The 24,479-nt window shown below is 47.3% G+C and carries 17 protein-coding genes; 11 read left to right on the plus strand and 6 right to left on the minus strand.

Features of this window, described 5'->3' with window-relative positions:
• The first annotated feature begins 59 nt into the window (after nt 1-59).
• On the plus strand, nt 60-677 hold the full coding sequence (locus tag ACMXI2_RS15055) for a class I SAM-dependent methyltransferase (protein WP_483776920.1): 618 nt from the start codon (nt 60-62) through the stop codon (nt 675-677).
• 6 nt (nt 678-683) lie between these two features.
• Here the strand turns inward: ACMXI2_RS15055 and ACMXI2_RS15060 are convergent, their stop codons facing one another.
• Nucleotides 684-1,682, minus strand: a complete 999-nt coding sequence (locus tag ACMXI2_RS15060) for a GlxA family transcriptional regulator (protein WP_483776921.1) — start codon at nt 1,680-1,682, stop codon at nt 684-686.
• 150 nt (nt 1,683-1,832) lie between these two features.
• On the opposite strand from ACMXI2_RS15060, the gene ACMXI2_RS15065 reads away from it, so the two are divergent.
• Nucleotides 1,833-2,213 carry a SnoaL-like domain-containing protein gene (locus ACMXI2_RS15065; RefSeq protein WP_483776922.1) on the plus strand — a complete coding sequence of 127 codons (381 nt, stop codon included), beginning with the start codon at nt 1,833-1,835 and terminating at the stop codon, nt 2,211-2,213.
• A gap of 11 nt (nt 2,214-2,224) precedes the next feature.
• On the opposite strand, the gene ACMXI2_RS15070 is transcribed toward ACMXI2_RS15065, so the two are convergent.
• Both ACMXI2_RS15070 and ACMXI2_RS15075 read right to left on the minus strand, forming a co-directional pair.
• A complete protein-coding gene (locus tag ACMXI2_RS15070) occupies nt 2,225-2,938 on the minus strand; it encodes an EcsC family protein (RefSeq protein WP_483776923.1) in 714 nt (237 codons plus the stop codon).
• Between the two features lie 104 nt (nt 2,939-3,042).
• Entirely contained in the window at nt 3,043-3,891 is an 849-nt protein-coding gene (locus tag ACMXI2_RS15075) for a metallophosphoesterase (RefSeq protein ID WP_483776924.1), read from the minus strand.
• Between the two features lie 161 nt (nt 3,892-4,052).
• Between ACMXI2_RS15075 and ACMXI2_RS15080 the strand changes: the two genes are divergently transcribed.
• The 7 genes from ACMXI2_RS15080 to ACMXI2_RS15110 all read left to right on the plus strand — a co-directional run bounded on the left by ACMXI2_RS15080 (nt 4,053) and on the right by ACMXI2_RS15110 (nt 17,664).
• Nucleotides 4,053-4,619, plus strand: a complete 567-nt coding sequence (locus ACMXI2_RS15080) for a phage tail protein (RefSeq protein ID WP_483776925.1) — start codon at nt 4,053-4,055, stop codon at nt 4,617-4,619.
• Nucleotides 4,620-4,635: 16 nt separating this feature from the next.
• The gene (locus ACMXI2_RS15085) at nt 4,636-5,190 is read left to right on the plus strand and encodes a phage tail protein (RefSeq protein WP_483776926.1); all 555 of its coding nucleotides are present in this window, start codon (nt 4,636-4,638) and stop codon (nt 5,188-5,190) included.
• Between the two features lie 29 nt (nt 5,191-5,219).
• Entirely contained in the window at nt 5,220-5,804 is a 585-nt protein-coding gene (locus ACMXI2_RS15090) for a phage tail protein (RefSeq protein ID WP_483776927.1), read from the plus strand.
• Nucleotides 5,805-5,818: 14 nt separating this feature from the next.
• Complete coding sequence (locus tag ACMXI2_RS15095) at nt 5,819-6,961, plus strand: ABC transporter substrate-binding protein (RefSeq protein ID WP_483776928.1); 1,143 nt, start codon at nt 5,819-5,821, stop codon at nt 6,959-6,961.
• 91 nt (nt 6,962-7,052) lie between these two features.
• The gene (locus ACMXI2_RS15100) at nt 7,053-14,828 is read left to right on the plus strand and encodes an MBG domain-containing protein (protein WP_483776929.1); all 7,776 of its coding nucleotides are present in this window, start codon (nt 7,053-7,055) and stop codon (nt 14,826-14,828) included.
• A gap of 10 nt (nt 14,829-14,838) precedes the next feature.
• A complete protein-coding gene (locus tag ACMXI2_RS15105; protein ID WP_483776930.1) occupies nt 14,839-15,756 on the plus strand; it encodes a PorP/SprF family type IX secretion system membrane protein in 918 nt (305 codons plus the stop codon).
• A gap of 228 nt (nt 15,757-15,984) precedes the next feature.
• On the plus strand, nt 15,985-17,664 hold the full coding sequence (locus ACMXI2_RS15110; protein ID WP_483776931.1) for an eCIS core domain-containing protein: 1,680 nt from the start codon (nt 15,985-15,987) through the stop codon (nt 17,662-17,664).
• Between the two features lie 45 nt (nt 17,665-17,709).
• Here the strand turns inward: ACMXI2_RS15110 and ACMXI2_RS15115 are convergent, their stop codons facing one another.
• From ACMXI2_RS15115 to ACMXI2_RS15125, 3 genes are all read right to left on the minus strand, one after another.
• A complete protein-coding gene (locus ACMXI2_RS15115; RefSeq protein ID WP_483776932.1) occupies nt 17,710-18,369 on the minus strand; it encodes a DUF6629 family protein in 660 nt (219 codons plus the stop codon).
• A 166-nt stretch (nt 18,370-18,535) separates the two neighbouring features.
• Nucleotides 18,536-19,864: a DUF3108 domain-containing protein gene (locus ACMXI2_RS15120; protein ID WP_483776933.1), complete on the minus strand. Its 1,329-nt coding sequence runs from the start codon at nt 19,862-19,864 to the stop codon at nt 18,536-18,538.
• Nucleotides 19,865-20,081: 217 nt separating this feature from the next.
• Entirely contained in the window at nt 20,082-22,460 is a 2,379-nt protein-coding gene (locus ACMXI2_RS15125; RefSeq protein ID WP_483776934.1) for an ABC transporter permease, read from the minus strand.
• A gap of 324 nt (nt 22,461-22,784) precedes the next feature.
• Between ACMXI2_RS15125 and ACMXI2_RS15130 the strand changes: the two genes are divergently transcribed.
• Together ACMXI2_RS15130 and ACMXI2_RS15135 are read left to right on the plus strand one after the other, a co-directional pair.
• A complete protein-coding gene (locus ACMXI2_RS15130) occupies nt 22,785-23,279 on the plus strand; it encodes an RNA polymerase sigma-70 factor (protein WP_483776935.1) in 495 nt (164 codons plus the stop codon).
• A 79-nt stretch (nt 23,280-23,358) separates the two neighbouring features.
• Complete coding sequence (locus ACMXI2_RS15135) at nt 23,359-24,423, plus strand: FecR family protein (protein WP_483776936.1); 1,065 nt, start codon at nt 23,359-23,361, stop codon at nt 24,421-24,423.
• Nucleotides 24,424-24,479: the final 56 nt, after the last annotated feature.

Below are 24,479 nucleotides of genomic sequence, written 5' to 3' on the forward strand. Positions count from 1 at the left end.
ATATGGCTATCTTGTCTTGTTCCATAATTCCTACATTTGTATTTTAAATGATATCCGGAATGGAAGAAAATAAACAGCACTGGGAGAATGTTTACAACACTAAAACGCCTTCGGAAGTAAGCTGGACACAGGATGTACCGCAAACTTCCCTCGATTTCATCTTCCCGGGAAATTTCCCGAAAACGGCGGGCATTATTGATATCGGCGGCGGCGACAGTAAACTGGCCGACTTCCTGCTCGAAGCAGGATTCACCAACATTACCGTGTTGGACATTTCGGCCAAAGCATTGGAAAGAGCGCAACAACGGCTTGGTGAAAAAGCGGGTCTTGTTAAATGGATCGTGCAGGATATTACCACCTTTCAGCCAACTACTTCGTACGACATATGGCACGACCGGGCCACCTTTCATTTCCTCACTGCACCGGAGCAGATTGACCGGTACTTAAATATAGCCAGGCAAAATATCAATGCCGGCGGCTATGCCATTATAGGCACCTTTTCTACTGATGGTCCCGAAAAATGCAGCGGTCTTCCTATAAAACAATATGATGAGGATTCACTGACAGCCCGGCTCTACAACGGCTTTGAGAAGATAAAATGTATCACTGAAAACCATATAACGCCATTTAATACCACGCAACATTTCCTGTTTTGCTCATTTAAACGGACCTTATAAAATCCGCTAGGCTTTCAATTTCTGCCGCTCCGACAGTTTACCGTATTTCAGGTGATATTCCTTCGGGCTCATATCTACCTGCCGGCGGAAAACTTTCCGGAAGAAGCTGATATCTTCATAGCCGCATTGCACCGCCACGCTTTCAATACTCCCGCGGGTATTTTCCAATAGCTTTTTAGCTGCTTCAATGCGTACACGCTGCAGGTATTCCAGCGGAGTATTGCCCGTTGCCTGCCGGAAGCGACGGATGAAATTCCGGACGCTCATGTGATGGTCGCCCGCCAGCTTTTCGAGGATGATTGCTTCCTGGTAGTTGGCCTCGATGAATTGCTGTATCTTTTTTATCGGGTCATCCACATGATCATGCTGGAAGCGGAACACGGAGAAGGCCAGCTGCGAATCTTCATGCGTATTAATCATTAATATTTTTGAAGCCATTACGGCTTCCTGGTGACCTATTAATTTTTCTATCAGGTAGATCATAAAGGTGGTGAAACTAAACGCGCCTCCACAGGAACACACCGCTCCTTCGTCTACAATGATCTTATCGTCCTGCACGCTGACAGCCGGGTAACGCTGCTGGAACCGGTCTGCAAACAACCAGTTGGTGGTGGCTTTTTTGCCGTTCAGCAAGCCTGTTTCTGCCAGCAGGAAAGCGCCCACGCAGATGCTTGCCAGATCGGCGCCTTTGTGGCGTTGCTGCTTCAGCCATGCGATCAGCCGGCCTTCGCGGCCCATCACTTCATCGATCTTATCATAGCGCATGGCGGGAATAATAACTAAGCGGTACCGGTCGCGCGGACTGAGCTGCTGCACCTCGTTGCTCCCCATCGGCCTCCGGCTGAACTGACCATCCGCTTCGGTAATAAAATCGATCCCGATATCTTCTTTTAACGGCATACCGGTTACCAATGGGTACATCCTCTTAAGCCCGCCCCAGATATCAGCGGGACCTGTCACACATGTTGGAACGGCGTCTTTATAATCAAGAATAGCGATACGCAATGGAGTTCTTTTTGGGCTAAAGATATGGCAATATTGCCTTCTTTTTTGTCATTTCCGCCACTTACTTCATCCCGGAAGGATGACTACTTTTATGATGTAATAAGCAACCGGCGATGGCCGGGTACACATCACCTGATAAATCTGAATATTATGACAACAGCCACCAATACCACACTGACAACCCAGGAAGTAGCAACCCGGTTCAACGAATTGGCCCAACAGGAAAAGTGGTTTGAAATCCAGGACGAATTTTTTGCCGATAATGTAAGAAGCGTTGACCCGGCTCATTCTCCCTACTTTGGCTATGCAGAAGGCAAAGCGGCAGTTCACAAAAAGGGTAAGGACTTTGTATCGAAAATCCGGGAAGTTCATGGAGCTTCTACCACCCCACCCGTTGTTGGTGGTAATCATTTTTCCGTAGGCCGGCGCGTGGATATTACCGTAGAAGGATTTGGAAGAATACAAATCGATCAGATCATGTTATATGAAGTGAAAGACGGGGAGATTATACTGGAGCAATTCTTCTATTAGAAAATGTAATATCAGTCCAGTATCCGCATCCGGTAGGCATTCATAGCGGTGGCGCCGAGCTTTGTAACCAGGCGGTAATTTACCACTACGCCCACAGCCGCGCCCACTAAGGGAAGCAACTGACCCATCTTGGCCAGGTCTATATGATCACGGTATTCGATCTGAAAGCGCTGCCAGTCGAAACTGTGAATGTCTTCCGGCAGCTGGCGGCTTTTCTCTTTCCAGTCCACTATATGCTCATACACATTGCGCCGGTGTTCCTGGCTGCTGAAAGCCAGTTGGAAAATATAAAGGATGTACAGCCGCTCCCTATAATCTTTTACATCAAAACCATAAAAGGTAGCGATGTCAAAAAGCAATTTCAGTTTCATGCCAAGTAGTATCGGGAAATCGGCAAGGCCCCATAAGAACCCGCCGGCGCCGGTAAGGCCGCCTTCAGCCGCAGCCGTTTTCCGGTAAAAGTCCACCCGGCGAAGGACCGCTTCTTCCATATCATACAACGAAGCAAAAACAGGTTGGCTGGGTACGGTGTACATAGAACCGAACAAAACACCCCGCACCATTTGTTTAATGGTAACGGTAATAGCATCATGCACTTTCTGCGGAATAATGCGGTTAATACGGGACTGCACCGATCTGGACAACCGGTCTGCGAGAGAAGGCTGATCCTGCATTTTATGCTGCCAGATCTCCAGTTCTACTTTCATCCGCTGTTCATATAACATAACCGAAATTACAAAAAAAAACGCGACAACGCCATAACAGCAGTGCCACGCTTTTTTCGCAAACTATTAAAAGCGTAGAAAGAGGGTCGGTGAAATAATCTTTATCAGGACACCAGGCAAGCAGGCTGAATGCCGCAACCCTGGCGGTGTTCATTGAAAAACATTTTCATCTTCCCGGTCATCATACCGTTCCATCCGGCCTGGCTGAGGTATACCTCGTTGCCCGTCCTATTCCTGAACACGGACGTAGTTGTGATCATCTTCCGCTGATGACCGCCTATTACAAAGTCGATATGCGTAGATTTGGTGGCCATATCACAGTTGTCTGCCGTTTCACCCGGTTGTTGGAACCCGAGGTGGGAAAGACAGATCACTACCTGGCAGCCATGTTCCTTTTTAAGCGTGGCGGCTACCGCATCAGCGGTTTCCACCGGCGGCAGGAAAGTAACGCCATGAACTTCCGGCAGCTGCGGCCCTACCCCGGTGATACCAATCTTTAACGAGCCCGCATATACGATTTTGTGACGTACCACCTGGCGCGCCAGCGATTGATCGGTGAAACGGTAGTTACAGTTTACCAGTGCAAATTGCATATGCGGAATCAGTGCTGCCAGTGCTGCCTGTCCGTTGGCCAGCTCCCGGTTACCGATAGTGGCGGCATGATAACCGGCCTTATTCATGGCCCTGATCATTTCCATACAGGCGTTCACGTTATCCGTTCCATTGGTAAAATCGCCTGCATCCAGGAACACGCCCTGCTCCCCTGCCGGGCGGTGACCGGCCGGCTGACCGTGCAGGTCATTCGTATGCCAGATCAGGAGTTCCCGGTTATCGCCGGGAAGATAAGTGGCGTTTTCTGAAGCGGAAGTCAATGCTCTGAGGGGATTCTGCAACAGCAATAAGCCTGTTACCAGTGATGTATTCCGTAGAAAGGAACGGCGTTCTTTATTCATATTATAGGGGATCTGTAAAAAGTGATGTGAAGATAAACACTTCCTTTGATTTCTTGCTAAACCAAATAAATATTACGCTGAAAAAAAAATAAGCTATACTTTTATACCAGTTTTCCATAGATAACGTAATCAATTTTCCCTTAGTAATACCAGATACAACGATGGCAAATGACTCGATGCCCTACCTATCAGAAATCTTTTTAGTGGCCTTTAATTTTGCGCCAAAAGACTATGCACTATGTAATGGGCAATTCCTTCCCATTAACCAGAATCAGGCTTTATTTTCCTTGTTGGGCACTACTTACGGCGGTAACGGTCAAACTAATTTCGCCTTACCCAACCTCCGGGGACGTGTTCCTATGCACCAGGACGGCGTGCATCTCCAGGGGAGTGTAACCGGCAGTGTTACTACTAAAATAGCCACGGCTAATCTTCCGCTACATGAACATAATATCGCTGCCGTACTCAAAATGCCGGTGGGAGGTACTGCAGATACGGATTCTTCTGCCAATGCCTATCCTGCAGTTGCCTCCAGCGTCAAATACAGCAACAATGCGGATGAACAAATGGCTGCCGTGCAGGGCCAGGACCTGGTAACGGATACCGGGAACGGTGCATTTGCTACAGAGGCCAATCCCTCTCCGAATAATCCCGTTAGTAACATGATGCCTTACCTGACGCTGAATTATATTATTTCCCTGACGGGCATATTTCCTTCAATTCAATAATTTTCAATACACAGATATGTCAGCATCCGATCCATTCGTTGGTGAAATCATTATGATCCCTTTCAATTTTGCACCAAAAGCTTTTGCACTTTGTAATGGACAACTACTCCCCATTTCTCAGAACATCGGGCTGTTCTCCATCCTGGGTACCAATTACGGAGGGGATGGCAAGAGCACTTTCGCCCTGCCGAACCTGCGGGGGAAAGTTCCCATCGGGGCCGGACAGGGGCAAGGATTAGCAGATCGGTTCCTGGGCGAGTCGTCTGGCGCGGAATCAAACGTCCTGACCATCAACCAAATGCCGATGCATACACATATGATCAAACGGCGACCAATGTCTTTGCCCACAGGTGGGAATAACAACACCAACAATCCCATCAATAACTATCCCGGCATAGCCGCTTCCGGCCTTCCCTACAGTAAAACGGCGGGAACCGGAACAATGGCAAATGTTAGGTCGAGGTTAAAAGCAACAAGCTCAGGAGGCAATGCGCCGGTGAACAATTACCAACCAACTCTTACCATTATGTTTGCTATAGCAACGGCAGGAGTATTCCCTCCCCGCCAATAATAAACGATCACACTCAAACACCAATACGAATGCCTTTTATAGGAGAAATAAGAATATTTGCAGGAAATTTTGCACCGGTGGGATGGGCCTTTTGCGATGGGCAATTACTTCCCATTTCGGAAAACGACGCCCTGTTTCAACTTATTGGTACCACCTACGGAGGTGATGGTCTGTCTGTTTTTGGCGTGCCCGATCTGCGGGGCAGGGTGCCTTTACATATGGGCACCGATCCCGTTAGTGGTATAAGCTATCAAATAGGCGAAAATGGAGGAGCAGAAAACATCATGCTGAATGCCAATAATCTTCCACCGCACGTGCATTATATATCAGGACCGGTATTCCTGCCAGCTTTGGGAGAAAACCCCGCCAGCGCAACCAATCCACAGGATCGTTCCTTTGCTATCACCAATTCAGACAAAGTTTACAGCACTGTTAAAAGCGACACCAACAGGCTGGCGCCTTTACAAGTTGCACACACGGGTTTTGCGCCTGACGGTGATTCGTTAATCATGACCGTACAGCCTGTAGGTGGAAATGAAAGCACAGACAACATGCAACCATACCTGGTTGTGAATTTTATTATTTCCCTGTATGGCGTATTTCCTACGACATAATAAGGACCAGTTATATGAAAATAGGAGTACTATTACCGAGATCTACCTTTCACCCACTGTTACAACACGACTTCCTCCAGGGGATGGAAGCTTACCTGCAATATCACGGCGTACAAACAACCTGGTTTACCGCCAATATCGGGTTTGGCACCAATACCGAAATGGTGCTGCAGGAGGCGGAAAAAATGCTGCTGGAGCATCATGCCGATGTATTGGTGGTATATGCAGATCAGCCAGGGGTAAGCAACATAGCAGCCCTTGCAAAGCAGTTGAACCGACTGGTGTTACTGGTACACAACGGCGCAAAATATATGCATGAGTGGGAACCACATCCTGTGGTATTGTCGCATACACTTAATAATACTATTCAGTGCCGGCTTACCGGGATCTATGCTGCCACCGGCTCAAAAGAGGCAGCGGTATGTACCTCTTTTTACGACGGCGGCTATTCTCATAATCATGCGCTGGTGCAGTCGTACGCCGATAACGGCGGTAGTGTTGCCTACAACTTTGTAAGCCAGTATAAAGTGAAGGATTTTATTTCGGAGCCATTGCATGATTTTCTGCGTACTAACGCACACGTACAAACGTTGCTGGCGCTTTACAACGGCGACCTGGCGCACTGCTTTCTTCAGCAGCTGCAGGCGTCGGATGTAGCGGAGGGCTTACAGGTATTCGGCAGCCCCATGCTGCTGGATGAAACCCTGACAACGGTGCATGGCCAGCTGAAAATACCATTCCAGGTAAGCGGATATGTACCCTGGATATCATCTCTCAAAAATAACGCTAATGAATTGCTGAAAATGCAGTTCAACGCTTACACCGGCCGCGAAGTCAATTTACCTGGTATGCATGGCTGGAACACCGGTATGATACTGGAGCATATTTATAATACAGCAGATACACACCGGTTCAGGGCACGGGACATCCTGTTGGCGCTCAACGACGTAACACTGGATAGTCCGCGCGGCCCGCTGTGTATGGATGCAGCTACTCACCATATGATTGCCCCTGCATGGCTGGTGAAAACAAATGAGGCGTTTGAACCTGAAATAATTGGCGGAACAGATAATACGGCGCAGATCTGGCAGGAAATTGTGCATACGAAGATACACGGCGTGTCTTCTGGCTGGATCAACACCTACCTCTGCGCCTGATAAAGATCAGGTGAGGTACTTCTAAATAATTTAACATCCTGAACAACAGGATGCATGTCTATATATTTCTTATACCTAAGGCTCGCCTTCTATGAAGTTAATTTTACGTAGAACCCTGATATCCCTTTTATTACTCACAGGCATTGCCACCTGCACACAGGCACAGGCTTTCGGCCCCGGCGATCTTGTTTTTACAGGCGTCAATATCTTTGATGACGACAATACCGGCAGCGTACAAAATGATGCGTTTTCATTTGTATTGCTCCGTGATTGTCCCGCAAATACGATCATTTATTTTACTGATCTTGGATGGACGGGTAGCGGCTTTCAGCCGATTTCCGCCGACAGCGCCATAGGCCCGAAAACAGATGGGGTCCTCCGATGGTCGCCCGGCGCCACCAAAATGGCCGCAGGAACGCGGGTTACTATTTTCTGTAAATATAGCCCCACCGCGTCTTCCGGAGTACTTAACCTTGCCGGCTCCACCCCTACCGCCAACACTACAGCGGAGGTCAATAAAGAATATATCAGTCTTGGCATCGCCGGCGACCAGTTGTTCGCGCTCACCGGCAACATCAATAGTCCCAACATCATTGCCGGTATCAATGTAAACCGCAAAACCTGGGAAACATCTCTCGATGCCGCTGAATTCACTTCTTCCAAATCATTAAAACCAACTACTACCAGCGTTCTTAATTTTCCCAGCGTAAATGCAGTGAACGCAAGGTATAATTGTTCGGTAGTTACCGGCACTTCCGCCCGGCTGCGTAACCTTGTACTGGATACCACCAACTGGGCGAAGGACTATACCTTGTCGGCGCCAGCCCCAACGGCATTCAGCCTTGTATCCACACCGCCCTGCTCCATGACGGTGGTGAACCCGGATACCAGCGGTATTGTATATGTAAACAAACAGATTTCCATAAGCGGCGACGGCAGCAGCTGGGCCAACGCCCTGCGTGAGTTGAACACGGCACTCCCTGCAGCTGCAGACCCATTGAATGGTATTACACAAATATGGGTGGCCAAAGGAACATATAGCCCTAATTATACCGGGAACATCTTTGTTTCATTTAATATCCCTTCCGGTGTGGCTGTTTATGGTGGCTTTGCTGCTACCGAAACTAAACTTACTGACCGGAATATTCCCGCCAACCCCGTAATCCTCAGCGGGGATGTTGATCTTAATGATGTTCTTACTAATAATGTCACCCAGTCTGCAACCAATATCCGGGGTAGCAACAGCCGCAACGTGGTTACGGTAGTCGGTCCCGCTGCAACTATTCTGGACGGCATGATCATTACCGGAGGCCAGGCCACCGGAGCAGGAGGTGCGATCTATAGTACCTTTGGCGCCTTAACAATAAAGAACACGCAATTTTATGGGAACAACAGCGCCCAGAACGGTGGCGCCATCAACCAACTTGGCGGCGATCTGCAAATAATTAACTGCGTATTCTTTGGCAACAAAGCTGTATTGGATGGAGGCGCTATTATGACTTCCGGTAATATTAATCTTGTGAACATTACGGTGGGTGGTAACACCGCCAGCGGATCTGCTGTAACCAGCACCGGCGGCATCTTTACTTCTTACAACAGTGTGATAGCGAAAAATACCTCTACCAATGGTGGCGGCGACTATTCAGGTCCAACCCAAAACATCCGTTACAGCATTTTTGGTGGCTTGTACTATAGCAGCGCAGGTACTTCACAACCTGTTTCCGACGTGGTGTTTAATGACCCCGCCAACGGCAACCTGCGGTTAACCGCTGCCAGCGCCGGCATCAACAAAGGCGATCCGCAAACCAATAATGCAGGTTATGCAGCACAGGCAGATACACTGGATCTCGACAAAAAAACACGTATCAGCAATAGCATTATTGATCTGGGCGCCTATGAAATACAGGCAATACCGCAAACGATCACTTTCCCGGCCTTCCCGGCCACTCCTGTTATTACTTATGGAGATACAGATATTGATCCGAAAGCGACTACTTCCGGAGATGCCACTGTTACCTATACTTCCAACAATACAGCCGTTGCAGACGTGGTGAACGGAAAAATTAAAACCACCGGCGCAGGTACCGCGGTGATCACTGCTCATGCGGCAGCTACCAATATTTATCTTCCTGCAACTCCTGTAACAAGAACCATCACCGTCGTTAAAAAAGGACTGACTATAAAAGCAGATGATGTGAGCCGGCCCTATAATACGGCGAACCCGGCGGCCACATTTACCTATACCGGTTTTGCCTACACAGATGACGCCAGTGTTATCACCGGCACAGTAAACACTAACTATTCAGGTGATATAAACAGCCCGGTTGGCGCCTATACAATTACCACAGATGTAAGCGGCGCCAGCGCAGCCAACTACAACCTGTCGGCGGCAAATGGCATATTAACTATTACCCAACAGCAGCAAACCATCACATTCCCGGCGCTGACGGGCGTTGTTTACGGCGCGGCCCCGATTACTTTACCACTCAATACAGACGCAGGAAATGCGATTGTTTACACCGTGGTTTCCGGTCCGGCTACCGTTAGCGGCAATACGCTCACGATCACCGGCTCAGGCGATGTAACCATCAACGCCGATCAACCAGGAAATACAAATTATGCTGCAGCGCCACAGGTAACACAAACATTTAACGTTGCCAAAGCCATACTAACGGTAACGGCTAATGATAAAAACAGGGCATACAAACAGGCTAATCCCACATTGGATTATACCGTTACCGGCTTCGTGAACGGTGATAACAGCAGCGTGATAGGCGGTGATGCGGAAATCAGTACCACAGCGGATATCGATAGTCATACCGGCAACTACCCCATCACTGTAAGCGCCGGCAGCGCAACTGCTGTAAACTACCAGTTCAGTTTCACGCCCGGTACGCTCACGGTTAACAAAGCACCGCAGGTAATTACCCTTACTGCCCTGACGAATAAAACATATGGCGACGCTCCTTTTGCCCTGAACGCTACCAGCACTTCCGGCCTCACGGTGGACTTCAGTGTTAGCGGTCCGGCTAACCTCAGCGGCAACACCGTAAGCATTACCGGAGTAGGAAATGTAATTGTTACGGCCACACAAAGCGGCGACACAGATTACGATGCAGCCACCATTGTATCCAGCGGATTTACTGTCCTGAAAAAATCATTACTTGTAACTGCGGATAACAAACAGCGGTTATATGGAGAAAATAACCCTGCATTAACCTATACTTATAACGGTTTGGTGAATGGAGAAGATAACAGTGTGGTAACAGGCACCCCGGCGCTCAGTACTACGGCAGATATCAACAGTGTGCCAGGGGGGTACCAGATTTCAGTTACCAACGCCGCCTCACTAAGTGCTGTTAACTATAATATCGTTCCCGCCAGCGGAATACTGACGGTAACAATAGCGCCGCAAACCATTACCTTCCCGGCGATAGGCAATAAAACATACGGCAATGGACCGGTTACACTCAACACCAACAGCGACGCAGGTTTGCCCATCTCTTACAACGTGGTAAGCGGACCGGCAACACTTAATGGCAATATCCTGACATTTACCGGTGCAGGTGATGTAACCGTCACCGCCGACCAGGGCGGTAACGGCAACTACTCCCCTGCACAACAGGCAACGCAAATATTCAATGTTGCCAAAGCAATACTAACGGTAACGGCTAATGATAAAAACAGGGCGTACAAACAAGCTAATCCAACAGCGGATTATACCATTACCGGTTTTGTAAATGGTGAAAACAACAGCGTGGTCAATGGCGACGCCACTATTACTCACACGGCTGATATCAACAGCGTACCGGGTGTTTATTCTATTACAGTTACCACGGGTACGTTGGCAGCAGCTAATTACGACTTCAGCTTTGTAGATGGATCACTCACCATTACCCAAGCAGCACAAACCATCACCTTCCCGGCTATCACCGGTAAAACATATGGTGACGCCGCCTTTACACTCAGCGCAGGTAGCGATGCAGGGTTAACAGTAGCCTATGCCGTTACTTCCGGTCCGGCTACGGTAAACGGTAACACCGTTACCATCACCGGCGTGGGCAATGTAACTATTACAGCCACACAGGCAGGAGACGCTAACTATACCGCAGCAGCAGCTGTGAGCCAATCGTTCCAGGTTACGCCGGCCACGCTGACGGTAACTGCAGATGATAAACAGAAAGTATACGGCGCTAATAATCCGGCGCTCACTTATACCGTTAGCGGGTTTATGAACGGCGAAAACAGCAGCGTGATTACTGGTGTTGCTACTCCTGGCACCAGCGCCGATAACAGCAGCGTACCCGGCGTATATCCTATTACTGTAGATATAACGCCATTGACCGCAACGAACTACATCTTTACTGCTGCAAATGGCACCTTAACCGTTGGCCTGGCGCCACAAACCATCACCTTCCCGGCCATCGCCGGTAAAACATATGGCGACGCCGCCTTTACACTTAACGCCACCAGCAGCAGTACGTTAGCAGTGAGCTACAGCGTGGTCAGCGGGCCGGCCACTATCAGCGGCAACACCGTTACCATCACCGGCACTGGCGATGTAACCATTGCAGCAGATCAGGCAGGCAACGGCAACTACTCGGCGGCGCCACAGGTCACGCAAACATTCAATGTTGCCAAAGCAATACTAACGGTAACGGCTAATGATAAGAACAGGGCGTACAAACAAGCTAATCCAACACCGGATTATACCATTACCGGTTTTGTAAACAACGAAACCATCAATGTAGTATCCGGCAACGCCATCATTGCGCACACCGCTGATATCAACAGCGTACCGGGTGTTTATCCTATTACGGTTACCACGGGTACGTTGGCAGCAGCTAATTACGACTTCAGCTTTGTAAATGGATCACTCACCATTACCCAAGCAGCACAAACCATCACCTTCCCGGCTATCACCGGTAAAACATATGGTGACGCCGCCTTTACACTCAGCGCAGGTAGCGATGCAGGGTTAACAGTAGCCTATGCCGTTACTTCCGGTCCGGCTACGGTAAGCGGTAACACCGTTACCATCACCGGCGTGGGCAATGTAACTATTACAGCCACACAGGCCGGAGACGCTAACTATACCGCAGCAGCAGCTGTGAGCCAATCGTTCCAGGTTACGCCGGCCACGCTGACGGTAACTGCAGATGATAAACAGAAAGTATACGGCGCTAATAATCCGGCGTTCACTTATACCGTTAGCGGGTTTATGAACGGCGAAAACAGCACAGTGGTGAATGGGACGGCTGCACTCAACACTGTTGCTGATAACAACAGCGTACCGGGTACCTATCCTATTACTGTAGATATAACGCCATTGACCGCAACGAACTACATCTTTACTGCTGCAAATGGTACCTTAACCGTTGGACTGACTTCACAAATCATCACCTTCCCGGCCATCGCTGGTAAAACATATGGCGACGCCGCCTTTACACTTAACGCCACCAGCAGCAGTACGTTAGCAGTGAGCTACAGCGTGGTCAGCGGGCCGGCCACTATCAGCGGCAACACTGTTACCATCACCGGCACTGGCGACGTAACCATTGCAGCAGATCAGGCAGGCAACAGCAACTACTCCCCTGCACAACAGGCAACGCAAACATTCAATGTTGCTAAAGCAATACTAACTGTAACGGCTAATGATAAGAACAGGGCGTACAAACAAGCTAATCCGACACCGGATTACACCATTACCGGTTTTGTAAACAACGAAACCATCAATGTAGTATCCGGCAACGCCATCATTGCGCACACCGCTGATATCAACAGTGTACCGGGTGTTTATCCTATTACGGCTACCACAGGTACGTTGGCAGCAGCTAATTACGACTTCAGCTTTGTAGATGGATCACTCACCATTACCCAAGCAGCACAAACCATCACCTTCCCGGCTATCACCGGTAAAACATATGGTGACGCCGCCTTTACACTCAGCGCGGGTAGCGATGCAGGGTTAGCAGTAGCCTACGCCGTTACTTCCGGTCCGGCTACGGTAAACGGTAACACCGTTACCATCACCGGCGCGGGCAATGTAACTATTACAGCCACACAGGCAGGAGACGCTAACTATACCGCAGCAGCGGCTGTGAGCCAATCGTTCCAGGTTACGCCAGCCACGCTGACGGTAACTGCAGATGATAAACAGAAAGTATACGGCGCTAATAATCCGGCGCTCACTTACACCGTTAGCGGGTTTGTAAACGGCGAAAACAGCACGGTGGTGAATGGGACGCCGGCACTCAGCACTGTTGCTGATAACAGCAGCGTACCGGGTACCTATCCTATTACTGTAGACATAACGCCATTGGTTGCGGCGAACTATACTTTCACTGCTGTTAATGGTACCTTAACCGTTGGACTGACTTCACAAATCATCACCTTCCCGGCCATCACCGGTAAAACATATGGCGACGCCGCCTTTACACTTAACGCCACCAGCAGCAGTACGTTAGCGGTGAGCTACAGCGTGGTCAGCGGGCCGGCCACTATCAGCGGCAACACCGTTACCATCACCGGCACTGGCGATGTGACCATTGCAGCAGATCAGGCAGGCAACGGCAACTACTCGGCGGCGCCACAGGTCACGCAAACATTCAATGTTGCCAAAGCCATGCTGACCATTAAAGCCAAAGGCGAGGTACGCATCTATACCGGTAACGGCTATACGGGGGGCAACGGGATAGATTATACCGGGTTCGTGAATGGCGACGACGCTACCAGTTTAACCGGCACACTTGCCTACACCGGTACCTCACAGGGGGCTGTAGATGCAGGCGCCTACATTATTACGCCTGCAGGCTTAACAGGCAACAATTATAACATCACCTTCATTGATGGTCAGCTGACAATTGCAAAAGCGCCGCAGCAAATTACCTTCACAACAGCAGGTAATAAGAACCAGGGAGATCCTGATTTTATACTTACCGCCACTGCCAGCTCCGGGCTGCCGGTTACGCTTACCAGCGACAATACCGCTTCCATTAGTATCAATGGCAATACGGCGCACGTGGGAACCGCCGGCACTGCCAACATCAGCGCTTCACAGGCCGGTAACAGTAATTACGAGCCGGCGCAAACGGTCATACAAACCATCGTTGTTACCGCATGGGCTGCGCCGGTAATCACGGCCCAGGGCAGTACTACATTCTGCGAATCCAATAGCCTGACGTTACAATCCAGCAGCACAACCACCAATGAATGGTACCGCAACGGCGCCCTGATACGCGGCGCAACCGGCCGGTCGCTGACCGTAAACGAAAGCGGCAGCTACACTGTAAAAGCGATTTACGCTAACAACTTCGGCGTACTCTCCGCAGCAGTGATAGTAACTGTAAACCCATTACCTGCAGGTAATGTACGGGCAAATGGAAACACTACAATCAGTAAGGGAGAAACGATCACGCTCACGGCCTCCGGCGGCCATACCTACTTATGGTCTCCCGCAACAGGACTGAACGATCCAAATACCGCTTCTCCCATAGCCCGCCCGGCGGTTACCACTAACTTCCAGGTAACCATTACCAGCAGCAGCGGTTGTAGCGTTACGAAGGATATTACGATCACTGTTAAAGAGGACTATAAACTGGAAGCCACCAATATCCTGACTCCGAACGGCGACGGTAAAAACGACCTGTGGGTGGTAAAGAATATCGATATGTACCCGCAGAATGAAGTAAAGATATTTGATCGTTCAGGACGAATGGTGTTCCATCAACGTGGCTATACCAACAACTGGAATGGTACCGTAAATGGTCAGCGACTGGCAGAAGGAACCTACTATTATATCATTGATCTTGGCGGTAACACACCGAAGTTTAAAGGGTTTATCACAATTGTCAATGCAAATTACTAAGCAAACGACTATGAAAAAGTATGTGAGATACATCACGCTGCTGGGAGCTTTCGCTCTCAGCAGTCAATATGCAGGCGCGCAAACTGCGGGCAATCCTACCATGATGTATGAGCCATTGGCGGCGCAATACTTCCTGGATCAGTACATGGCCAATGCAGCAATGGCCGGTATCGACACCGGGTTACATGTATATGCGGCTTACCAGCGACAGTCGTCAGATATACCGGGCGCACCGGTGGCCAAAGCTCTTACGGCCGACTATATGCTCGGAAAACGTGTAGGCATTGGCATGAATATTTTTAATGATAAAGCCGGTTTGATTAACAGTACAAAAATAGCATTCACTTATGCTTACCACCTTCCATTGAGTTTGAGCGGCGCGGGTGTATTACACTTTGGCCTGTCGGCCGCATTTATAAACCGCCGGCTGGACACCAAAGGGCTCAATGGCGATATAACCGACACCTACATCAATGCATTCAACAGAAGGGATAATTACTTTGAAGGCGACTTCGGCATGGCCTACACCCGAAAAGGGCTTACGGTACAGGCATCTGTCCCAAACCTGGTTAGCTTTGTTAAAAACAAAGCCGAAGACGATGGAATAGATCGTGCCCTGTACTTCGCCGCAGCCGGGTATAAATTTGAAATGGACGGCCAGCTTAATTCAGTAGAACCCAAAGTGTGTATGCGTGGTGTAAAAGGGTATGATAATATTATTGACGCCGGCGCTAATTTCATCTTCCTGCAACAACAACTGAATGCGTTTGCCATGTATCATTCTTCGAAGAGCTTTAGTGCGGGCGCAGGCGTAAACTACAGGTCCATAGCCGGATTCCAGCTGGTATACAATTCGCAGACGGCAGGCTTGCGTAATTATACCAACGGAACATTTGAAGTAAACCTGGTCATTCATCTTTTCAGATAAAATCTGTTATCATATTTTTTTAAAAGCCTTCGGCCCTGATGATCCGAAGGCTTTTTTCATGCGCCCTCCTCTTCTCCGGTATATAAAAAGCCCTTAATTATATAGCCGGTTATCTTGACGGCAAAGCCATCGTTTTTAGCTGGCTTGTCATGAATCCGAACCTTTACTTCATTTTATAACCCAAATGATGTAAATTACAATCTATGATATAATCCAATCCCTCATATTATGTCACATGAAAACCAGCACACCGGGGTGATACATTCACCATCCTCCGCTGCCGCGTACAACCATAGTATTTCAGGAACATCGAAGCCCGCCGTTCAGCCAGTTCAAAGAGCATCTGTTGAAAAGGATCAGGAAGAAGATCCGTTACAAATGCGTAACGGGCTTAAGCCATTTCAACTAAAGTCCAATAATACCGGTTTGCCCGATCATCTTAAATCCGGCATTGAAAACCTGTCGGGTTATTCAATGGATGATGTAAACGTACATTACAATTCCGGCAAGCCTTCACAATTACAGGCGCACGCTTTTGCCCAGGGAACGGATATACACCTGGCATCCGGCCAGGAAAAGCACCTGCCGCATGAAGCCTGGCATGTTGTACAGCAGAAACAGGGACGGGTAACACCTACCATGCAATTGAAGGGTAAGGTAAACATCAATAATGATTCAGGACTGGAAAAGGAAGCGGATGAGATGGGACAAAAGGCTGTACAGTTGTCGGAAGATCCTGCCACCGGGAGATTCAAACATCAGGCAGCGGCATCAGCTGTACCTACCGCCCAACTGATGCTGATTAACGGCGTGGACGTCACCGAATCCTCAAAACTGGCTGACCTCAGGGAGGCCATAGGCTGGAGCTCCAACCTGGGAATAACCAAGCCGCTGAAAGAGGACGAAAAAACGGAACTGCTAAGGCTGATCCGGCTGCTTAAGAGCGACGATGACAGCGTGGGAGATATAGTTGAAGAACTGGAAAAAGAAGCATCTGAAGAAGAGGAAGATGGAGGATATGAAGAAGGATTTGGGGATGAAGCGGGATTTGGGGATGAAGCGGGATTCGGACAGGAAGATTTTACAGGAGTGCAAAACTTTTCATTACCCGAGGTAAGCCAGCAGCCGAAACGCCGTCAGACGCCCGAAGAGTTTGGATGGGAAAACTTTCCTGAAACCTACAAGGGTCTGAAAAAACTTGGTGTGCATGAAACCGATTTCGCAAACCTGGAGGGCCTTGTAGCCAACGGGCCCGCGGTGGAAAAAGTGGATTCGGCTAATCATATAGGCAAAGGACGTGGTTTTTATGTAACATTTGTAGGAAATAGGAAGCTGGCAAGCGTTGTTGATGGTATCGTATATGGCGATAGTTTTGTTGCCATATATATCAAATCAAACATTGGAGCAGTACGGTCACCTAACGAGGAAAGTAATCATACCGCGATCCTTGATAAGGAACATGGGAACGAATTATGCTACTATATTATGTCCGGAGGTGGGGAAATTGTTATTCCGGAAAGATGCTTTCCTTTTGTAAAAGCGGTATCGGTACGGGATCAGCTAAAGCAAATCAGGGAGGAGAAGAAAGAGAAAACGGGTAAAAAGGAGAAAGAGGCAGAGGTAGGCGAAGATCGTGGCCGTGGCGAACATGAAGTTGGGTTGAACCCGGATCATCAGTTAGCGCTGGCCATTTACAATGACGAGGTGGACTTTGTACAGAGAATGAATAAATTATCAGATGATTACAACAGTGCAACATCGGTGAACGTTAAAAAAAGAATTAAGCAAAGATGGATGTTCCTCGAAGCGAGATTATTTAACAGGTGGCTAACGAATGGTCATCAATATACACTTTGGTTAGATGTAAGGCCAATTGGTACGCATACTGATTTTCCAACGCGTCCATAACGCCATGTTTCGTCCAGTAAATTGCTGCCTGGTTAAACGGAACGCTTACGCGATCCGTTTAACCATTTCTTCTTTCCCGGAAACAATCACCCAATAAATGACAGCGCTTAGGAAAGCGGCAAAGTAACACCAGACTGATATCAGGTACTCATCAAAAAACACCCTCGATATAAGATAGGATGCCAGGAGGATCACGCCAACCAGTTGCAGCTTCCTGTTTCCGGAAATAAGCGGCGATACCACCGTTGGAATGAAATATAGCAACCCGCTATACCAGCCGTGTGTATGTGGATAAGTAAAATCATACCTGATATGATGACCGGTCACTACCGCACTTACAGGGTAAGTAAAGAGGCAGTAAAGAAGATAGGCGCCCAGTAACACGCCCAAAGTCAGGGAAATACGCAACAGCTTTTTACGTACCGGGTCCTTTTCAAGCAACAGCATGGTTAACGGAACAAACACCGGCCAGATCACCTGCGCAAAAAATAAAAAGAAATGTATGGCTGGTTGCTGCCATTGAAGGTAGTTACTACCTGAAAGAGATAGCCATACGATTCCCTCATCAAACTGCTGAATGGAAAACATCAATGGGATACCCGCAAGTACCCTTTGCGGTGTTGACTCCGCTTTATACATACACGCAGAACCCACTCCCAAAAGCATTGCACCAGCTCCAAAACTGGCCCCGGCAGAAAAACACATCGTTCCTCCTTCTTCTTTTAATCTCCAACAACATTATCAAAGATCCCTTCCGGATACACCGGCTACCCGCAAGGTAACACTAATACCAAAGAATACAGCCATATACTATTAAAACAAAAAAGCAGCCGGAGAATCTCCGGCTGCCTGAAAATTCATTCGACGATAACTATAAAGTCTTCTTCAGTTTTATCTCTACTTTTTCGCCTTCTTTGTCAATAGTCACTACCTTTTTAACACTGGCCCCGGCGTTACCGGCATAACTCCTGGTGGTGGTATTAGTACGGGTGCCCTGATAGAGTCCATTTACATAAGTATCCGTATAGCCAACTACTTCAGTTCGCCTGGACGTATGTACATAACCAAATTCTGCAAAGATCAGGTAGTCGCCCGGCATCAGGTTTACAAATTCAAAATGACCCTTGTCGTCATATACCGTTACTGTTTTAATACACTCGGCGGCTTCTTTTGGGAGCGGCACTGCCCTTCCCTTTTTCCTGGATGCCTCATTTAATTTTATCCATTCTTTGAAGAAATCGGTATAAGGGATTAAAACGATGGATGTACCTGTTCGGGCGTATTGTTTTTTATTTATATTGAGTACTGCAATACCACTAAGCGCTCCTTCATTCTCATTGTCTCTTGCGAACGCCTGCCCGCTGATCACTGCACTGCCCGACTTTATCAGTTTCATGGTAGCCACTTTATCAAAAGTGCTCTTAAAAGGATTAAAATCTGTCTCTCTATCCACCATCAGAATATGCTGGCCGGCATTGGAAAATATATCCACCTTCCATAACCTGCGGGTTTCTTTATCGATGTAATACACGTACTTGTCTTTGGTAGCCTGCTCAAAAACACTCACCAGCCAAACTTTATGCGCACCGGTAAGACTGCTGGTATACATACCGCTGGTTACTTCTTCAATAAGCGCCTTTTTCAGATTAACGGTATTCTCTGGTCTGTAATCATACACCGGCATGCTGGCACTGTATCCGGAAGTAAGGGGGAGCAATCCAAGTAAATAAGGATAGCAATAACCATCAAAAAAAGCTTCGTTTACCGGTTCTTTGATGACGCGTTTCTTCCGGCTTTGCTTGTCGTAATGATACCCGGTAACTTCCTTTCCATAGTTGATTATCAAGTTATACTTGCTGTTAAATGAGGACCGGTAAAGAGGGGTGAAAGTTTTCCCATCAGAAATGATGGTGTCAATCCGGGGAGCATCGTCACCAACCTGGTTTAATGTGGTAACGATAGACATCGTCTCTTTGTTCGCATTAATATCAATGATAAATGAGCTGATCTCTGTCTCCCTGCCCCCATCTACAATATAACAGCCCATTTCATACTTCCCGGTTTTGAGATATTTTGTTTCAAAAGGAATCCTTCCCGGTGTTAAGGCAACTTGCGCATTACACAAACCCGCGGTAATAAGAAGTACCAGCGTAGAAAAAATGCCCGGTACCCGGGAATACTTAAAAGGATGAATGATCATGTTGATTTAATATGCTTTGTCCAAAATACAGGTAACCGGTTCTGAAACGGTCTTTTTCCTTGTAATCTGCAATATACTTAGATTACCATCTTTCACCATCAAAAGTAAATGCTTTTCCAGCTCATTGATCTACTGGTAACCAGGGATTTTTTTCTACTGGGTTACAGGGACTTTTCTAACTTCCCGCATGACAAAGGGAATGCCCAGGGCGGGGAACCTACTCTTTTCTCAGGCTTATCACCGGGTTTATTAATGCCGCTTTGATTGCCTGGTAGCTTACTGTTGCGATGGCAATTACTACAGACAGGATACACGCAAGTGCGAATACCCACCAGTGAATGGCAACACGATATTCATAATATTGCAGCCATTTATACATCGTCCAATATGATAATGGCGCCGCTATTACAAATGAAATAATAACCAGCTTTACAAAATCTTTAGCCAATAAGGCAGTAATACCAGCTACTGAGGCGCCCAATACTTTCCGCACACCCACTTCCTTGATCCTGCTTTCTGCCATATACGCAGCAAGACCAAATAACCCCAGGCAGGAAATAAAAATGGTAAGCCCCGCAAACAAAGCGGCTAAAGTGCCCTGGCGTTGTTCATTATCAAATTTCCGTGCATAGGCTTCATCTATAAACTTATACTCAAACGGATAATCCGGGTTGTATTTTTTGAAAATAGACTCCATTTTCTCAAGATTTTTCGCAGTAGCATAATCTCCGTTTAGCTTTATCTGCACCACCTGGAAATTCATGAAGGTGCTTTTGGCGCCGCATATCAATATCGGCCTTGTTGGTTCATAGGGACTGGTAAGAATAAAATCCTTAATAACCCCTACAATGTGCCACTTAATGCCAAGATCACTGATTGTTTTACCAATCGGATCTTTGAACTTCAATACTTTCAGCGACGATTCATTTACAATCAATCCTGTTGAGTCAGTAGGGAATTTTTTAAGATCAAAATCACGGCCTTCAATAAATTGTAGCCCCGCAGTAGCGCCTAACCCTTCATCAGCTAAATACCGGTCGAACGATGTTTTATCATTCGGGTCCTTTCCTTCCCAATCCTGGCCCCATCCATTGCTCCACCTTTCAGTAAGCGGGGAGTTTGTTTTTGTCACTGATTTCGCAATACCAGATTCAAGCAATTCATTTTTTATCAGCGCGTAATTCTTCGATATATCACCTGTCATGAAATGATACACAAGATTATCTTTATTATATCCTGTTTCCCGCTCACGGGCATAGTCTATCTGCTGCTTTACAATAATAGTGCAAATGATAAGAACAGTGGCAAATGTGAACTGTAGTACCACCAATACTTTTCTCGGCGTTACCAGTGCGTTTGCTTTTTTAAAGGTGCCCTTTAATACTTTAACGGGTTGGAAAGAGGAAAGAAAGAAGGCAGGATAGCTACCGGCTAACAAACCGGTAAACAGGATAAACCCGATAAACGCCATCCAGGTATAGACATTGCTGAAATTGAGAAATAGTTTTTTATCCGTAAGCTGGTTATAGGCAGGCAAACTTAGCTGAACAATCAGGATCGCCACCATACCGGCCAGAAAGGCGATAAAAACAGATTCCCCGATAAACTGACTGATAAGTGAACTCTTCTGTGCCCCCACTACTTTTCTTATTCCTACTTCCTTTGCCCGTTTTTCACTGCGTGCGGTACTCAGGTTCATAAAATTAATGCAGGCAATCAATAATATCAACCCGGCGATAATGCTGAATATCTTTACGAATGTGCTGCGTCCTCCGTTATCTTCCACACCATTGGTAAAGCTTGAATACAAACGCCAGCGGTCGAGCGGGTAAATAAACAGCTCCCATTTCATTTCTTTTGCCTCATCGCTGTAGCGCTGTTTCAGATCCTTTATTTTAGCCGCTACGGAAGCATAGCTTACATTGGGTTTTAGCAGTACATAAGTAGATGTACTGTTATCTCCCCAGCCAAAATCCTCTCCATCCCTGTACTTAAAATAGGACCAGGGCAACAGGTATTCAAAATCGAATCTGGTATTGTTTGGCAGATCTTTTAAAACACCGGTAACCGTGAAATTATCTTTATTCTCAATTTTTACAATTTTCCCTACCGGGTCTTCATTGCCAAATAAACTTCTAGCGGTTTTTTCGGTAAGCACCACCGAATGCACGTCGTTTAGCGCCGAAACCGGATCGCCTTTCAGCATGGGAAAACTGAACATCTGGAGAAAACCGGTATCCACCAGGATCCCCGATTTTATCAGCTTTTTATCTCCCACTGAAAAAAGAGAAGTACTACCCGACCCTACCCTTACCGCACGCTCTATTTCAGGCAGATCTTTTTCCACCGCGCGGGCAGTTAATGCGGAAACGGTATTCCAGCTTGAGAGTTTGCCATCAACAGGTACGCGGTTCCATATTTCGTATATCCGTTTTTTGTTGGCATGAAACCCATCGTAGCTCCGTTCGTTCTGTATCCACAGCAAAATAAGTATAGCGGCGGCCATGCCTACAGCAAGCCCCGTAATATTGATGGTTGAAAAACCTTTATTACGCAGCAGGTTGCGGCAAACGACCTTGAAGAAATTTCTAATCATAATACCTGGATGACTCCCGGACTGCAACGTACGGGATTTGCGGGAATGCTGCGCCAAGACAATGCCGGATACTTATTTAATTGATTTACAATAAAGTAATTGTACAATAAATACAGCTTTGTTCATTTTCGATACAAAAATTGTCCGCTTTTGAACACAAAGACCGGACTTCCTACTTATGATAATATAATATCAAAATTGGGTAATACTGCATAGCGTACCTATCTAAAGAAAAGTTATCTTGCTCTGGTCATTATTATGAGCAGTCAAAACCACGATTATACTTCTTTTTGGTCAACAGGGAACCTTTCATCGTTTAAAGAAATGATGAAAGCGTTCACCCCTTCCCTGAAGCATTTCGCCGGTAATATTGTAGGTAATGAGGCAGAAGCGGAAGAAATTGTGGCAGATGTATTTATCAAAATATGGCAACAAAGACTACAAGTCCCCTCCCCTGACGATGTCCGGTATTATCTTTTTAAAGCCGTTAAAAATACCGCGCTCAACTACCTGAAAAGCAATGGCCGCCGCAGTACGCACCATACCGCCTGGGAAATACAGGTAAACCGCGTTACTTCCAAAAACCCGGAAGACATCCTGATCAGTAAGGAACAGCTATCGCACATCAATGCCGCCATCAGCTCTTTACCCCTCCGCTGCCGCCAGATATTCATCCTCGTAAAAGAAGAAGGGCTCACCTATGAACAGGTAGCCACCCTGCTCGACCTCTCCAAAGCTACCGTAAATGTACAAATGACCATCGCCTTCAAAAAAATATCGGCGGCACTGGGTTCCTCCATACAATATTCCTATTCCTGACTTTTTTTTGCCCGCCTTAATTGTTTTTCTTTTTTGCGTTGTCTTAATAGGGAATCAACTGAAATCATACTTTCTGTAAATGACCAAACGATTATGGGAATTACTGGCGCTGCATTGGAGCGGCGAGATTTCCACGGAAGAAAAAACGGAACTGGACAAACTCCTGCTGGAGCATCCGGGAGACTGGATCCGGACGGGACAGCTGGAGCAGCTATCTTTTAAAAAGATACCGGCTGCTGAGGAAGAAGCACACACCAATGCACTGATAAACAAGGTGATGGGAACCATTACTGCAGAACCGCCTTTAACCGGCAAAAGCTCCCGGAAAAAGTTCCTGCACGCTTATAAATACCAGCTATCCGTAGCCATTGCCGTGCTGGGTATAACGACCATGCTCACCTTTGTGTACCTGTACCGGCAACATCCCGGATATAAGATCGTATCCACCGATGCCGGTATGAAAACAAAGATCCGGTTATCTGATGGCAGTATTATCTGGCTCAATGCCGGCAGCACTTTAAGGTATCCCGAAAAACTGGATAGGGCCAAAAGAGAAGTATACCTGAGCGGGGAAGCTTATTTTGATATCAAACAGGCGCCTAACCGGCCATTTATCATCCATGCACAAAAAATGGATATAAGGGTATTGGGTACCGCGTTTAATGTCCGCTCCTATAAAGAAGAGGATTTCGAGGAAACCTCCGTGATTTCAGGAGCAGTGGAAGTAACGGCAACGGATGAACGTAAAGTGATAAAGGTTATGCCAAACCAGAAAGTAATTCTCCGGAAAACAATAAACGATCATACCGGAACAGGCAACAGCATCGCCGGACCGGGTAGTAAAGAACAAACAAAAATTGAACGTCAGCCACTGTCTGTCCTTTCATCAACAGATACCATTCATGTAATGGAAACTGCCTGGATGAACAACCAACTCATATTCCGTAATGAATCACTGCTGGCACTTTCACAACGACTGGAACGCTGGTATGGAGTGAAAATCAACATTGAAAATCAGCAACTGGCCATGTTAAGATTTTCCGGACGGGCAGATAATATTTCTATTGAAAAACTGCTGGAGGTACTCCAGAATATTCAACCATTTAATTATTCCATTCAGGATGATATAGTGACAATCAAGTAAACCAGAAGTTATGAAAAATAGTATCATGATTGGGGAGCGACCTCCCTAGCGGCATT

It is taken from the genome of Chitinophaga sp. G7 BAM 1005, from assembly GCF_057126945.1.

Bases quoted from the DNA above. Each gene is read 5' to 3' on its own strand.
- ACMXI2_RS15055 (WP_483776920.1), top strand. From the start codon at position 60: ATGGAAGAAAATAAACAGCACTGGGAGAATGTTTACAACACTAAAACG.
- ACMXI2_RS15065 (WP_483776922.1), top strand. From the start codon at position 1,833: ATGACAACAGCCACCAATACCACACTGACAACCCAGGAAGTAGCAACC.
- ACMXI2_RS15070 (WP_483776923.1), bottom strand. From the start codon at position 2,938: ATGTTATATGAACAGCGGATGAAAGTAGAACTGGAGATCTGGCAGCAT.
- ACMXI2_RS15075 (WP_483776924.1), bottom strand. From the start codon at position 3,891: ATGAATAAAGAACGCCGTTCCTTTCTACGGAATACATCACTGGTAACA.
- ACMXI2_RS15080 (WP_483776925.1), top strand. From the start codon at position 4,053: ATGGCAAATGACTCGATGCCCTACCTATCAGAAATCTTTTTAGTGGCC.
- ACMXI2_RS15085 (WP_483776926.1), top strand. From the start codon at position 4,636: ATGTCAGCATCCGATCCATTCGTTGGTGAAATCATTATGATCCCTTTC.
- ACMXI2_RS15090 (WP_483776927.1), top strand. From the start codon at position 5,220: ATGCCTTTTATAGGAGAAATAAGAATATTTGCAGGAAATTTTGCACCG.
- ACMXI2_RS15095 (WP_483776928.1), top strand. From the start codon at position 5,819: ATGAAAATAGGAGTACTATTACCGAGATCTACCTTTCACCCACTGTTA.
- ACMXI2_RS15100 (WP_483776929.1), top strand. From the start codon at position 7,053: ATGAAGTTAATTTTACGTAGAACCCTGATATCCCTTTTATTACTCACA.
- ACMXI2_RS15105 (WP_483776930.1), top strand. From the start codon at position 14,839: ATGAAAAAGTATGTGAGATACATCACGCTGCTGGGAGCTTTCGCTCTC.
- ACMXI2_RS15110 (WP_483776931.1), top strand. From the start codon at position 15,985: ATGTCACATGAAAACCAGCACACCGGGGTGATACATTCACCATCCTCC.
- ACMXI2_RS15115 (WP_483776932.1), bottom strand. From the start codon at position 18,369: ATGTGTTTTTCTGCCGGGGCCAGTTTTGGAGCTGGTGCAATGCTTTTG.
- ACMXI2_RS15120 (WP_483776933.1), bottom strand. From the start codon at position 19,864: ATGATCATTCATCCTTTTAAGTATTCCCGGGTACCGGGCATTTTTTCT.
- ACMXI2_RS15125 (WP_483776934.1), bottom strand. From the start codon at position 22,460: ATGATTAGAAATTTCTTCAAGGTCGTTTGCCGCAACCTGCTGCGTAAT.
- ACMXI2_RS15130 (WP_483776935.1), top strand. From the start codon at position 22,785: ATGATGAAAGCGTTCACCCCTTCCCTGAAGCATTTCGCCGGTAATATT.
- ACMXI2_RS15135 (WP_483776936.1), top strand. From the start codon at position 23,359: ATGACCAAACGATTATGGGAATTACTGGCGCTGCATTGGAGCGGCGAG.